15 protein-coding genes, 1 tRNA gene and 2 pseudogenes are annotated in these 13,465 nt (G+C 54.3%); 12 read left to right on the plus strand and 6 right to left on the minus strand.

Going from position 1 to position 13,465, the window contains the following annotated elements:
- Positions 1–34: 34 nt before the first annotated feature.
- Positions 35–337: a hypothetical protein gene (locus AC3IUF_RS10430; protein WP_095111728.1), complete on the minus strand. Its 303-nt coding sequence runs from the start codon at positions 335–337 to the stop codon at positions 35–37.
- A 371-nt stretch (positions 338–708) separates the two neighbouring features.
- Between AC3IUF_RS10430 and thrS the strand changes: the two genes are divergently transcribed.
- The 9 genes from thrS to AC3IUF_RS10475 all read left to right on the plus strand — a co-directional run bounded on the left by thrS (position 709) and on the right by AC3IUF_RS10475 (position 8,162).
- Complete coding sequence (gene thrS / locus AC3IUF_RS10435; RefSeq protein ID WP_007913488.1) at positions 709–2,631, plus strand: threonine--tRNA ligase; 1,923 nt, start codon at positions 709–711, stop codon at positions 2,629–2,631.
- On the plus strand, positions 2,631–3,182 hold the full coding sequence (gene infC / locus AC3IUF_RS10440) for a translation initiation factor IF-3 (protein ID WP_171057393.1): 552 nt from the start codon (positions 2,631–2,633) through the stop codon (positions 3,180–3,182). The genes thrS and infC overlap by 1 nt, the downstream gene beginning before the upstream one ends.
- A gap of 60 nt (positions 3,183–3,242) precedes the next feature.
- Entirely contained in the window at positions 3,243–3,437 is a 195-nt protein-coding gene (rpmI, locus tag AC3IUF_RS10445; RefSeq protein ID WP_002553160.1) for a 50S ribosomal protein L35, read from the plus strand.
- Positions 3,438–3,465: 28 nt separating this feature from the next.
- The gene (gene rplT, locus AC3IUF_RS10450) at positions 3,466–3,822 is read left to right on the plus strand and encodes a 50S ribosomal protein L20 (RefSeq protein ID WP_007913489.1); all 357 of its coding nucleotides are present in this window, start codon (positions 3,466–3,468) and stop codon (positions 3,820–3,822) included.
- Between the two features lie 109 nt (positions 3,823–3,931).
- Entirely contained in the window at positions 3,932–4,948 is a 1,017-nt protein-coding gene (gene pheS / locus AC3IUF_RS10455) for a phenylalanine--tRNA ligase subunit alpha (RefSeq protein WP_003226365.1), read from the plus strand.
- 26 nt (positions 4,949–4,974) lie between these two features.
- The gene (gene pheT / locus AC3IUF_RS10460; protein ID WP_489280975.1) at positions 4,975–7,353 is read left to right on the plus strand and encodes a phenylalanine--tRNA ligase subunit beta; all 2,379 of its coding nucleotides are present in this window, start codon (positions 4,975–4,977) and stop codon (positions 7,351–7,353) included.
- Between the two features lie 3 nt (positions 7,354–7,356).
- Positions 7,357–7,659, plus strand: a complete 303-nt coding sequence (gene ihfA, locus AC3IUF_RS10465; RefSeq protein WP_002553164.1) for an integration host factor subunit alpha — start codon at positions 7,357–7,359, stop codon at positions 7,657–7,659.
- Positions 7,640–7,996: a MerR family transcriptional regulator gene (locus AC3IUF_RS10470; RefSeq protein ID WP_003179985.1), complete on the plus strand. Its 357-nt coding sequence runs from the start codon at positions 7,640–7,642 to the stop codon at positions 7,994–7,996. Before ihfA ends, AC3IUF_RS10470 begins: the two co-directional genes overlap by 20 nt.
- A gap of 89 nt (positions 7,997–8,085) precedes the next feature.
- A tRNA-Pro gene (locus tag AC3IUF_RS10475) sits at positions 8,086–8,162 on the plus strand.
- A gap of 89 nt (positions 8,163–8,251) precedes the next feature.
- Here the strand turns inward: AC3IUF_RS10475 and AC3IUF_RS10480 are convergent.
- The 3 genes and pseudogenes from AC3IUF_RS10480 to AC3IUF_RS10490 form a co-directional block, all read right to left on the minus strand.
- Positions 8,252–9,328: pseudogene (locus tag AC3IUF_RS10480) on the minus strand (phage integrase Arm DNA-binding domain-containing protein).
- Positions 9,328–9,541: pseudogene (locus tag AC3IUF_RS10485) on the minus strand (hypothetical protein). The pseudogenes AC3IUF_RS10480 and AC3IUF_RS10485 overlap by 1 nt, the downstream one beginning before the upstream one ends.
- Positions 9,542–9,586: 45 nt before the next feature.
- Complete coding sequence (locus AC3IUF_RS10490) at positions 9,587–10,084, minus strand: hypothetical protein (RefSeq protein WP_489280976.1); 498 nt, start codon at positions 10,082–10,084, stop codon at positions 9,587–9,589.
- A gap of 120 nt (positions 10,085–10,204) precedes the next feature.
- Here AC3IUF_RS10490 and AC3IUF_RS10495 point away from each other — a divergent pair, with 120 nt between their 5' ends.
- A complete protein-coding gene (locus AC3IUF_RS10495) occupies positions 10,205–10,780 on the plus strand; it encodes a hypothetical protein (protein WP_489280977.1) in 576 nt (191 codons plus the stop codon).
- A gap of 11 nt (positions 10,781–10,791) precedes the next feature.
- Here the strand turns inward: AC3IUF_RS10495 and AC3IUF_RS10500 are convergent, their stop codons facing one another.
- Complete coding sequence (locus AC3IUF_RS10500) at positions 10,792–11,358, minus strand: hypothetical protein (RefSeq protein WP_489280978.1); 567 nt, start codon at positions 11,356–11,358, stop codon at positions 10,792–10,794.
- A 103-nt stretch (positions 11,359–11,461) separates the two neighbouring features.
- Here AC3IUF_RS10500 and AC3IUF_RS10505 point away from each other — a divergent pair, with 103 nt between their 5' ends.
- Positions 11,462–12,145: an SLATT domain-containing protein gene (locus AC3IUF_RS10505; protein ID WP_489280979.1), complete on the plus strand. Its 684-nt coding sequence runs from the start codon at positions 11,462–11,464 to the stop codon at positions 12,143–12,145.
- A 231-nt stretch (positions 12,146–12,376) separates the two neighbouring features.
- A complete protein-coding gene (locus AC3IUF_RS10510) occupies positions 12,377–13,018 on the plus strand; it encodes a hypothetical protein (protein ID WP_489280980.1) in 642 nt (213 codons plus the stop codon).
- A 127-nt stretch (positions 13,019–13,145) separates the two neighbouring features.
- Here AC3IUF_RS10510 and AC3IUF_RS10515 read toward each other — a convergent pair whose 3' ends face one another.
- Positions 13,146–13,457: a phiTE_072 family protein gene (locus AC3IUF_RS10515; protein WP_489280981.1), complete on the minus strand. Its 312-nt coding sequence runs from the start codon at positions 13,455–13,457 to the stop codon at positions 13,146–13,148.
- Between the last annotated feature and the right edge of the window lie 8 nt (positions 13,458–13,465).

A 13,465-nucleotide genomic window follows, 5' to 3' on the forward strand; every position in this document is an offset into this window, starting at 1 on the left:
AGGGGCGCTGAGCCGGGTCAGAAAGGTGTTTTGATCACTTTTTCGCCGGTGTATTTGCCTTGCATTTGGCAATTTGACCCAGTGCTTTTTGCTGCAGTTCTGGGGAGGCCTTATTGTCCATCAGCGCCTGAATGTCGGCGGCAGGATAGGACTTGATGGCATCAGCACCACAAGCACAGTGCGATTTGGCTGCAGCAGCGCCAATTTGCGGAGTTGCCGCTTGGGTGCACTGCGCCATGTACTTCTCACGCTCGCCCTTCGGCCAGTCGGCGTGGGCGCTCAGCGGTAGCAGCATAACGATAGGGGCGACGACGGCGAACAGGGTATTCAGACGCATGCGAGGATGCTCCTTGTGGGTCAATGTCTTGTTATCTGAGGGCTGAAGGGGCCATCAAGTTCAGCACTCTGGCATAAAAACGGACGATTTGCCTTCTGGCAAAACAGAGGCATAAGTGACCGCTCATCTGTGCTAGCATGCCGGGCTCAAGCGTTCTCAGGCTCCGGCAGACCTTCAGTCCCGGCAGCGGTCAACGTGCGAATATTTCGATTTGAATCCCAGTCACTCTGGTTCGGTTTTCCGGTTGGCCGCAAGGCTCCTGCCGCTGTAAGGCAGGCGTTCGTCATTGAATGGCCTGGATCGGATCTTGTACTGGCTCATCCCAACCCACGTGACCTTTGGTAGGGGTCACCACTAGGAGAGGAGGCGCCATGCCAACTATTACTCTTCCCGACGGCAGTCAACGTTCATTCGATCACCCGGTTTCCGTAGCCGAGGTCGCCGCATCCATTGGTGCCGGTCTGGCCAAAGCCACTCTGGCCGGCAAGGTCAATGGCCAACTGGTCGACGCCAGCGACATCATCAGCAGCGACGCGACCCTGCAAATCATCACGCCAAAGGATGAAGAGGGGCTGGAGATCATTCGTCACTCTTGCGCCCACCTGGTTGGCCACGCGGTCAAGCAGTTGTACCCGACTGCGAAGATGGTCATCGGGCCGGTCATCGACGAAGGCTTCTATTACGATATCGCCTTCGAGCGTCCTTTCACGCCGGACGACATGGCTGCTATCGAGCAGCGCATGCAGCAGCTGATCGAGAAAGATTACGACGTCATCAAGAAAGTCACTCCGCGTGCTGAAGTGATCGAAGTGTTCAAGGCCCGTGGCGAAGACTACAAGTTGCGCCTGGTCGAGGACATGCCGAACGAGCAGGCCATGGGCCTGTACTATCACGAAGAATACGTCGATATGTGTCGCGGTCCGCACGTGCCGAACACCCGCTTCCTGAAATCCTTCAAGCTGACCAAATTGTCCGGTGCCTACTGGCGCGGCGACGCCAAGAACGAGCAATTGCAGCGCGTTTACGGCACCGCTTGGGCAGACAAAAAGCAGCTGGCGGCTTACATCCAGCGCATTGAAGAAGCTGAAAAGCGCGATCACCGCAAGATCGGCAAGCGTCTGGGCCTGTTCCACACCCAGGAAGAATCCCCGGGCATGGTGTTCTGGCACCCGAACGGCTGGACTCTGTACCAGGTGCTCGAGCAATACATGCGCAAGATCCAGCGCGATAACGGCTACCTTGAAATCAAGACTCCTCAAGTCGTTGACCGCAGCCTGTGGGAGAAATCCGGGCACTGGGCCAACTACGCCGACAACATGTTCACCACCCAGTCGGAAAACCGCGACTACGCCATCAAGCCAATGAACTGCCCATGCCACGTGCAGGTGTTCAACCAAGGCCTGAAGAGCTACCGCGAACTGCCGATGCGTCTGGCCGAGTTCGGTGCCTGCCACCGTAACGAGCCATCGGGTGCGCTGCACGGCATCATGCGCGTACGTGCGTTCACTCAGGACGACGCCCACATCTTCTGCACTGAAGAGCAGATGCAGGCCGAATCCGCAGCGTTCATCAAGCTGACCATGGACGTTTATCGTGACTTCGGCTTTACCGATGTCGAGATGAAACTGTCCACTCGTCCGGAAAAACGCGTCGGTTCCGACGAACTGTGGGATCGCGCTGAAGCCGCACTGGCTGCAGCCCTTGATTCTGCGGGCCTGCCGTACGATCTGCAGCCGGGTGAGGGTGCATTCTACGGTCCGAAGATCGAATTCTCGCTGAAAGACTGCCTCGGCCGCGTCTGGCAATGTGGTACTCTGCAGCTCGATTTTAACCTGCCTGTCCGTTTGGGCGCTGAATACGTCTCTGAAGACAACAGCCGCAAACACCCAGTGATGTTGCACCGTGCGATCCTCGGTTCCTTCGAGCGTTTCGTCGGGATTCTGATCGAGCACTACGAAGGTGCGTTCCCTGCCTGGCTCGCGCCAACGCAGGCGGTGATCATGAATATCACTGATAAACAGGCAGATTTTGTTGCAGAAGTTGAAAAAACTCTCAACGAAAGCGGATTTCGTGCCAAGTCCGACTTGAGAAATGAAAAGATCGGCTTTAAAATCCGCGAGCATACTTTGCTCAAGGTTCCCTATCTTTTGGTTATCGGAGATAAGGAAGTCGAGATGCAGACTGTCGCTGTGCGTACTCGTGAAGGTGCTGACCTGGGCTCGATGCCCGTCGCCCAGTTCGCTGAGTTTCTCGCGCAAGCGGTTTCCCGGCGTGGTCGCCCAGATTCGGAGTAATTATTATTAAGCGTGAAATGAGACAAGATAAACGAGCTGCACCGAAAGCCCCGATCAACGAGAATATCTCGGCACGCGAGGTTCGGTTAATTGGCGCTGATGGCGAGCAGATTGGCATCGTCTCGATTGATGAAGCGCTTCGTATTGCTGAAGAAGCAAAGCTTGATCTGGTGGAAATCTCCGCAGACGCAATCCCACCGGTTTGCCGTGTGATGGATTACGGCAAATCGATCTTCGAAAAGAAGAAGCAGGTTGCCGCGGCGAAGAAGAACCAGAAGCAGATTCAGGTAAAAGAAATCAAGTTTCGTCCAGGGACGGAGGAAGGGGATTACCAGGTAAAACTGCGCAACCTGGTACGTTTCCTGAGTGATGGGGACAGGGCCAAGGTATCCTTGCGATTCCGCGGCCGTGAGATGGCCCACCAGGAGCTGGGGATGGAACTCCTCAAGCGGGTTGAAGCTGACCTGCTCGAGTACGGTTCGGTCGAACAGCATCCTAAGATGGAAGGACGCCAGCTGATCATGGTCATCGCCCCGAAAAAGAAGAAGTAATCAACAGGGCACGGCAGGCCTTCTGATTATGTTTATCAACTGAATGCGGAGTATCCGAACATGCCAAAAATGAAAACCAAAAGTGGTGCTGCTAAGCGGTTTCTGAAAACTGCTAACGGTATCAAGCACAAGCACGCTTTCAAGAGCCACATCCTGACTAAAATGTCGACCAAGCGTAAGCGTCAACTGCGCGGTAGCAGCTTGCTGCATCCGTCTGACGTGGCAAAAGTCGAGCGCATGCTGCGCCTTCGTTAATTTTAGTCAAGAATAGAGGAAGTAACTCATGGCTCGTGTAAAGCGTGGCGTCATTGCCCGTAAGCGTCACAAAAAAATTCTGAAACTTGCTAAAGGCTACTACGGCGCACGCTCCCGCGTATTCCGTGTTGCCAAGCAAGCGGTAATCAAGGCAGGCCAATACGCCTACCGTGACCGTCGTCAGAAAAAACGTCAGTTCCGCGCTCTGTGGATCGCTCGTATCAACGCTGGTGCTCGTGTTAACGGTCTGTCCTACAGCCGTTTCATCGCTGGCCTGAAAAAAGCGTCCATCGAGATCGACCGTAAGGTTCTGGCTGATCTGGCAGTGAACGAAAAAGCGGTGTTTGCTGCGATTGTCGAGAAAGCTAAAGCCACCTTGGCTTAAGTACCCCCGACAATCACCCGGCCTCACTTCCGTGGGGCCAGGTGGTAAACGTCTTAAATAGGGGAAGAGCCTTCAAGCTCTTCCCCTATTTTGTATCTGGAGTCTGTACATGGAAAACCTGGATGCGCTGGTCTCTCAAGCACTAGAGGCTGTGCAAAGCGCTGAAGATATCAATGCCCTGGAGCAAATCCGGGTTCAATACCTTGGCAAAAAGGGTGAATTGACTCAGGTGATGAAGACCCTGGGGAATTTGCCGGCAGAAGAGCGTCCGCAAGTCGGTGCGCTGATCAACGTTGCCAAGGAACGTGTTACAGGCGTTCTCAATGCGCGCATGGCTCTGTTTGAAGAAGCCGAACTGGCTGCCAAACTGTCTGCCGAATCCATTGACGTGACGTTGCCGGGCCGTGGTCAGACCTCCGGTGGTCTGCATCCGGTGACCCGGACTCTGGAACGTGTTGAACAGTTCTTTACCCGCATCGGCTACGGCATTGCCGAAGGCCCTGAGGTCGAAGACGACTATCACAACTTTGAAGCGCTCAACATCCCAGGCCATCACCCGGCCCGGTCGATGCATGACACCTTCTATTTCAATGCCAACATGCTGCTGCGCACCCATACCTCGCCGGTACAGGTCCGCACCATGGAATCGAAGCAGCCGCCGATCCGCATCGTCTGCCCAGGCCGCGTGTATCGCAGCGACTCCGATATCACTCACTCGCCGATGTTCCACCAGGTCGAAGGCCTGCTGGTTGATCGCGACATCAATTTTGCCGATCTCAAAGGCACCATCGAAGAATTCCTGCGGGTGTTCTTCGAAAAAGAGCTGGCCGTACGTTTCCGTCCTTCGTACTTCCCGTTCACCGAACCATCCGCTGAAGTCGACATGGAATGCGTGATGTGCAGCGGTAAAGGCTGCCGTGTCTGCAAGCAAACCGGCTGGCTGGAAGTGATGGGCTGCGGCATGGTTCACCCCAACGTGCTGCGCATGTCCGGCATCGACCCGGAAGAGTTCTCCGGCTTTGCTTTCGGCATGGGCGTCGAGCGTCTGGCCATGCTCCGTTACGGCGTGAACGACTTGCGTCTGTTCTTCGACAACGACTTGCGGTTCCTCGCGCAATTTCGCTAGTCGTAACGAATTCTTAGGAGAGCAGGATGAAATTCAGTGAACAATGGCTGCGTGGCTGGGTTAGCCCGCAGGTAAATCGCGACGAGCTGGTTGCTCGTCTGTCGATGGCTGGTCTGGAGGTCGATAGCGTGACCCCGGCTGCCGGTGTTTTCAGCGGCGTGGTCGTGGGCGAGGTGCTGAGCACCGAGCAACACCCTGATGCCGACAAGTTGCGCGTGTGCCAGGTCAGCAATGGCGCGGAAACCTTCCAGGTCGTGTGCGGTGCGCCAAACGTGCGTCCGGGCCTGAAGATTCCGTTCGCCATGATTGGCGCTGAGCTGCCGGGCGACTTCAAGATCAAGAGAGCCAAACTGCGCGGCGTCGAGTCCAACGGCATGCTGTGCTCGCAAGCCGAGTTGCAGGTCGGTGAAGGCAACGACGGTCTGATGGAGCTGCCGGCTGATGCGCCGGTGGGCGAAGACTTCCGTGTGTATCTGGATCTGGAAGACGCCAGCATCGAGGTCGACCTGACCCCGAACCGCGGCGACTGCCTGTCCCTGGCCGGTCTGGCTCGTGAAGTCGGCGCGCTGTACGACGCACCGGTCATCCGTCCGGTGGTCATGGCCATTCCTGCCGTGCACGACGAAGTGCGTTCGGTAGAAGTGCTGGCGCCTGCCGCGTGCCCACGTTACCTGGGCCGCGTTATCCGCAACGTTGATCTGTCCAGGCCGACGCCGCTGTGGATGGTTGAGCGTCTGCGTCGCGCTGACGTGCGCAGCATCGACGCTGCCGTCGACATCACCAATTACGTGATGCTCGAACTGGGTCAGCCGCTGCACGCCTTCGATCTCGCCGAAATCAATGGCGGCATCCGTGTGCGCATGGCGGAAGAGGGCGAGAAGCTGGTGCTGCTCGACGGTCAGGAAGTCAGCCTGCGTAGCGATACGCTGGTGATCGCTGACCACACTCGCGCGCTGGCGATTGCCGGTGTGATGGGTGGTGAGCACAGTGGTGTTTCCGCGACCACTCGCGACGTATTTCTGGAAAGTGCGTTCTTCGATCAGATCGCAGTGGCGGGCAAGGCCCGTTCCTATGGCCTGCACACCGATGCTTCGCACCGCTACGAGCGTGGCGTCGATTGGCAACTGGCCCGTGAAGCCATGGAGCGCGCCACTGGCCTGCTGCTGGAAATCACTGGCGGTGAAGCCGGCCCGATCATCGAGACCGTCAGTGCGCAGCATCTGCCGTCGATCGCGCCGATCACTCTGCGTTCCCAGCGCATCACTCAGATGCTCGGTATGGAAATGGATTCCGCCCAGGTTGAGCGTTTGCTCGGCGGCCTGGGTCTTGGCATTGCTGCCGACGGTGAAGGCCAGTGGCGAGTAGAAGTGCCAAGCCATCGCTTCGACATCAGCCTGGAAGTCGATCTGATCGAAGAGCTGGCCCGTCTGTACGGCTACAACCGTCTGCCGGTTCGTTACCCGCAAGCGCGCCTGGCGCCGCAAGCCAAGGCTGAAGCGCGTAGCGATCTGCCGGAACTGCGTCGTCTGTTGGTAGCGCGTGGTTATCAGGAAGCGATCACTTACAGCTTCATCGATCCGCGTCAGTTCGAGCTGTTCAACCCGGGCGTCGAGCCGCTGTTGCTGGCCAATCCGATCTCCAATGACATGGCCGCCATGCGTTCGTCGCTGTGGCCGGGTCTGGTCAAAGCGCTGCAGCACAACCTCAACCGCCAGCAAGATCGCGTGCGTCTGTTCGAAAGCGGTCTGCGCTTCGTTGGTCAGCTGGAAGGTCTGAAGCAAGAGCCGATGCTGTCCGGCGTGGTTTGCGGTAGCCGTCTGCCGGAAGGCTGGGCGCAAGGTCGCGACACTGTCGATTTCTTCGATGTCAAAGCTGACGTGGAAGCGGTGCTGGGCTTTGCCGGTGCACTGGATTCGTTCACCTTCGCACCGGGCAAACACCCGGCGCTGCACCCGGGTCAAACCGCGCGCATCGAGCGCGAAGGGCGTGAAGTCGGCTTCATCGGTGCCATCCACCCGGAATTGTCGAAAGCCTTGGGTCTGGATCGTCCGGTCTTCGTTTTCGAACTGGTTCTGGCAGAAGTGGCACTCGGTAAAATGCCGAAATTCCATGAGTTGTCGCGCTTTCCTGAAGTGCGTCGTGACCTTGCACTGATTGCGCACAAAGACGTCGCGTCTGCAGCCGTACTGGACGTAATCCGTGAAAATGCAGGCGAATGGCTCACAGATCTCAGGCTGTTTGACGTGTATCAGGGTAAAGGTATTGATCCTGATAGAAAAAGCCTTGCAGTTGGCTTGACCTGGCAGCATCCATCGCGCACTCTTAATGACGATGAGGTGAATTCGACGACGCAAAATATCCTCACCTCGCTCGAACAAAGGTTGAACGCCACGTTAAGGAAGTGACGTATGGGGGCTTTGACGAAAGCTGAGATGGCGGAACGTCTGTATGAAGAGCTGGGCCTGAACAAGCGGGAAGCCAAGGAATTGGTAGAACTGTTTTTCGAGGAAATCAGGCACGCTCTTGAAGACAACGAGCAGGTCAAATTGTCCGGTTTCGGCAATTTCGACCTTCGGGACAAACGCCAGCGGCCTGGCCGCAACCCGAAAACGGGGGAAGAAATCCCGATCACGGCTCGCCGTGTGGTCACCTTTCGTCCAGGGCAGAAGTTGAAGGCCCGAGTTGAGGCTTATGCTGGAACCAAGTCATAACGACGAACTACCGGTCATCCCGGGCAAACGCTACTTCACCATCGGTGAAGTCAGCGAGCTGTGTGCCGTAAAGCCACACGTGCTGCGCTACTGGGAGCAGGAGTTTCCTCAACTCAACCCCGTCAAACGCCGCGGAAACCGCCGGTATTATCAGCGCCAGGACGTGCTGATGATCCGGCAGATCCGCGCGCTCCTTTACGATCAGGGTTTCACCATCGGCGGCGCACGCCTGCGTTTGTCCGGCGATGAAGCCAAAGACGACACGACCCAATACAAGCAGATGATTCGGCAAATGATTGCCGAATTGGAAGATGTACTGGTGGTTCTCAAGAAATAAAAAGCAGCGTTTGAATACTTCCAGTTTTCAAACGCTTGCGCTATATTCTTGAGCGTTCTTCGAGATGAAGAACGAGTTGCAAGACCAGTCGGGGCGTAGCGCAGTCCGGTAGCGCACTAGCATGGGGTGCTAGGGGTCGAGTGTTCGAATCACTCCGTCCCGACCATAATTCCTGATTAAAATCAGACACTTAAGCCGATCAGATGGATCGGTTTTTTTGTGCCTGCGAAAAACCCGCGCAAAACCCGCTTAAAACTACCCGGGGGTTTCGCTGATATTCAGGTCTGGAATTGCCTCCGACCAGACGATTTCTGCGTGGTCTTTCTGGTAGTTTTTGGTCATGGTTTCGCTAGCGTGTCCGGCGATCTTCTGATCGTCCTTACCGGCTTTCTGATAGAGGTGCAGTGACAGCGCGCGCACTTCGTTAAAGCCCGGCATTTCCTCTTCTTTCCATCCCTTGTAACAACCCGCCAGTTCCCGGGCCTCCTTGAAGGCTCGCGTCAAATATCGTTCTTCGACCTGAGTCCAGTGATCCTTCGTTTGCGCCTGCTTCTGCTTTTTGCGGTCTGGCCGGCGGTGAATCAGGTACGGCGAGACGATGTCATCACGGCACCGGCTGATCCACGCCGCGTCGCTGGCTTTGGCCGTCTTCTGCTGCACGACATACAAAAACCCTTCCCGAACACCATCGAACCGCATATTCAAGATGTCCGTCCGGCGCTGCGCAGTAATGAGCGCGGGGTCTATTGCGTTCTGTAGCCAGAACGGTGAATTCTCCCGGATGGCCTTCAGGCCTTCGACGGTGTGTCGCTTGCGTTGCTTTTTCTCGATTCGGTTGATGGTGCTGGCCGCTGGATTGTCCGGGCACAGGCCATTTGCTGCTGCATGGTTGAAAATGTCGATCAGCAGGGCGCGGCACTGGTTGGCAGTGCGCGGCGTGAGGGCGTCCAGCATCTCCGCGATCATGCGGATCGTGATCTGGTCGACCACTTTGCCTTCGAACTGCTTCCGGAAGCGGCGAAAGTGCACGGCGTACAGGCCCAAGGTACCTTTCGCTAGTTCCCGCGGCGGCAGCACGTCACGCTCGTATGTGTCCAAGAAGCCGGCGAACGATTCGGAAGTGCTGCCCATCACAGCGCCAATCAGGTCGGCGCCGCGCATGAACTCCAGATTCAACTGCTTCGCCGCATCCATCGCTTTGATTCGGTCCGAGCCGAACTGGAACCACTTACCCTCGGTAGGCCGGCGCTAGCGATAGGTCGAGCGCCGCGAATCGAAGTACAGGTTCTGCGGGAGGCTCTTGTTCGCCTTGTTGCGCGGCCGTGGGACCATCATGCAGCTCCTTTCAATACCATCGCGACCAGGTCATTGCCGTCTGACCTGCTGAACGCCGTCCAATCAACGTACCAGGGGTTTCCCGATCTGCTCGCCGGGCACCTGGCCATTTTGGATGTAGTTGCGGATTGCTTGAGGGCACGGAGGCGTGCCGTTTTCACCCCAGCGCCGGCGCTGGAATTCACTGATCTTGATCAGCTCTTTTTTCATTGGTGATGCTCCATGCCGCGCGTGGCGGCAGAAGGTGGTGATGGGTTATGCGCCGGCCTTTGCCAGCAGCGCGTCGGCAATGGCCATTGCTTCCTGTGCATCGTTGACGTATGCAGGGTCGAACCCGCCCGCCAAGTGGATGGTTGCCTGACAGGCGCGCAAGTTCTCGTGGGTGAGCCTGAGTGCGCCGACAAGATCTTCGTGCAACTCGCGTTCTTCTCGGCCGATTTCCCAGAACCGTGTCGCCCAGTGATCGGATGGCGGCGGGTTGCTGTTCTGCGCGCCGAGAGCCAGCGCGCCCACGGTTGCGTCGAGCAGGTCGCGCTTGTAGGTGTTATCGCCGTCGATGCTCAGGCCTTGGCGGCGCAGCGCGTCGAGCGCGTTATTCAAGTTCGCTTCCGGCGATGGCAGCACGAGGTCAAAGTCGGCCTTGCTCGGCCGGCAGACGATCACAAACATCTGGCAGTCTTGTGGCAGGTATTGGGCTATATCAGAGATCGCTTCGATAGCGAGCCCGCGCAGGTGGTATTTTTGATCAGACATGAGAATGCCTCGCCCGTAGTACACTTGCGGTCCTTTAGATAAATGGAATAACTTATTTGTTATTTGGTAATGAAGCGTGATTAATCGCTGATCTTAACGGTATTAGATTGAGGGGTTCACATGCCAGAATGGATGATTAAGCTAGCAACAGCCTTGTTCGCGTTTTCTGGTTGGTTCAAAGTTTTCTACGATCACTGGTCTTCTAAGCCAAAGATCGGCGGACAAGTGCTTGCGGTTATGATTGGCCAGCTGGAATCTCCTACTCACCCTAGAGTGACTTCGTACTTTCTATATCCGTACTTACTTAACTCAAGTAAAAGCTCGGTTCATGTGCTGGATTATGAGCTTTCTATAAAGTACAAGGGCTCTGGGTGGGTTAGAGTAAAAAGGTTATATGGAGACTTGACTGATCCTAAATTTAGATCTTCAGGTGGAGGTGATATTGTTCTTAATGACTTCAGTAAGAGCGTAATTTACAAGAAAAACTTACCAATTCAGTATGGAGTTCCTTTGCACGGCTGGGCTCCATTTGTAGGTGATGATGAGTTGTTTGGGAAGAAAGCTTTGGCTTACAAACTGGTCTGTATTGATGCATATGGCAAAAGGCATACGATAAAAGTCAACACCAAGCATGTGCCTAATTTACTTTTGTTAATGGAAGTCGCCAATATTTCTTTACCCCCGGATATGCTTTGAGAAAAAGATAATTAACTATGATACGCCTGGCCGAGCAGCACATCGCTCACGACCTCCCAGAGCCGAGCGGGCGACCACTGGAACCGGTCGAAGTCAGTGTCAGGCTCAATCCCGACCCGACAGGTTGAGTGGGCGCCGGCCGGATACTCGCCGCGCTTGGCCATGATTGTCGCCACTCGCCCATCGCCGCCCGGTTCAGTGCGGTGATATGCGTACGCCTGGGTGTTGTAATCGTTGCCGACGGGGATCCCGATCGTTCCGACATGCACTAGGTCTACACGACCGTCCGGTGTCCATGGCCGGCCACCGCCTGCTGTCCGAGAGCCTTCGTGCAGGTACAGCAGGAATTCGCCGGCGTCATGGCAGACGAGTTCGAACTCATGGTTGAACAGCATGCCGACGATCACGCGAGAGGTGAAGCTGAAACGGTGGTCGTGGATCGCCGAGTGTTCGAAGCAGGCCCGGCGCGGTAGCTCAGGGTGCCAGACGTGCAGGCGCTGATTGCCCTGCAACTGGACCTGCACAAAGCCGAGGCCGTGCAGGGTGATTTTGTCGGTCATTACGTCGTCAATGATCATGAAGGATTTCACTCTAGTTAACCTTGAGGCGGGCTGGTAGAATTAGATGAGCTAACCAACTTTTATCTTCTAGAGCGCTATCGCTCTTTCTCTGGGGGCGCATTTGTTTTCTAATATTTTTCCGATTAAAAACAATATCGAAACACCTAAGCGCGAGCCAAAAACCCCAATTCAGAAGCTTCACATAAGTGTGAGAGTTACTTCGAACTGTCGCTATCGAGCAGCGATAAGGCTTCGAATGAGTAGTCAGGCTTCTTTTATAGCAACAACAGTACTATCCTTAGGTTTGATACTTATTCCGTTGTTTCAGAACGCAGGTATTAAGCTGAGTTTTCAAACTTCAGTTATCAACAGTATGCAGCTTTTTTTAGCAGTCTCTGTTTTGGTTTATTCTGTCACAATGGCTAAGGCTGGGTATGAGGTAAGGGCGGAAAAGCTGAATACTTGTGGTGATAACTTGAAGATTCTTTCGCGTAAGCTTGATGAAGATATAGCAGCAAGTGATCGCGACATAAAACAGCACGCCAAGAAGTATGCAAATATTGTTGCGTCTTCAGAGAATCATGAAGATATCGACTATCTTATTTCAAGATTGGATATGGTTAGGGATTACAATATAGTTGGGGTAAGAAGACTTGTTCTGACGGTAAAGTCGTACTGTCAGCTTTATTCGATGTATCTAGTGCCGGTGATAATGATTGCAACCGAGCTTACATTTTTTACAGATATGATTGGTGTAACAAACTTATATCCCGAAGCATTTCGGATTGCAGTAGACCCATCTTGACGTCATGGCACCTTGGTGTTTCATTCGGATAACTGAATTTTCTTTCAAAGGTTCCTTGACGCTATAGCGGCTGACTTTGAAGGGGGGAAGGGAACTTTTATGAGTGTAATGCTCAGAAAATCCTTTCTGGCACAGAGACGAGAGGTAGTTTTGTGGTAATAATTACATTTGAGAGTTAAGTGAGCGGTTACATTTTTCCATTGATGAGCTGTACCCAAAAAGGAGTTGTGCGTGGGGCTTAAAAATTTTTTTGATACTCAGCTGGTCCGAGATCGCTTCGAAAGTACGAGCGTTACATCATGGGGGCTGAATGAAATTGAGTCCTTGGCTTCACGCAAAGAGGACGACATTTCACAGCTCGGCTTTGTGATTTGGCACCAGATTGTTACTAGAAATTTATTTCCTGTTGATCCGATGGAAATGCAGGACGATTTTGATAAACCGCTCTCCTTTAGAGTAATAGAAAAGAAGGTTGGAAAAGAGCTACTTCGTGATATCTGGGCAGTAGTGGTTGATGTGGATGATGAGAGGCTAGATGATACTGCATGTATGGAGCTTATCGTTGCTTTGATTTATCCAAATGATATGGTTCTCCTAGATGTAAATTTTCAAGACCCGTACAAGCCAATTCCTAAATCAAAGAGGCGATTTGATCATCAAACTCATGAAGGTCTAAAAATGCTTGATGGTTTGATGGTGGCACTGGAGAGCAAAGCTTATGAGTTAGAATGTAATAATATTCTACTCACTGCCGCGAGCGGTGATTTAGTTCCTCTTTTTCAAAATTACGGTTTTGATCTGGATGGTTCGCAGCTATCCAAAGTAGCATTGGAGGCCGGGCTTGGAATCCCGATGGTTAAAGAGCTTGGTTAGTCACCTAGATCGGTAAAACGAAAACGGTTCACAAGGCCGGAGTGTCGGTTTCTTTCTAGTAGGCCCTCTTGAAACAGGTGAGCAGGCTGAAATTTAGCCTGCATATCTGGAGTATCGTGCGCGGTATCTATTCTTGACGTAGTGCTTCCTGCACTGCCTCGACTACGGGCCGCAGGTACGTGAATTTGTGGTTTTCTTCAAGCGCGTTGCCGACGGGGTAATGCCATTCCTCGCCGAACAGTTCTGTCAGTAACCTGCTTTGATGCCAGCACTCGTTAGCGTTCTCTATGCCGCGTAGCTCGTCGATGTCGCGCCAAAGCTCTCGGGCTTCGTCTTTACTCAGCTCACCCAGCTCCCACTCATGGCGCCCTGTCTGTTGCCGGCGGCGCTGAACGATGCACTTCTTGGCCAGAACGTGAAGGGCGTTACCGCTGAACACTGTGGGGC

It is taken from the genome of Pseudomonas sp. KH_040 (genome assembly GCF_057839305.1).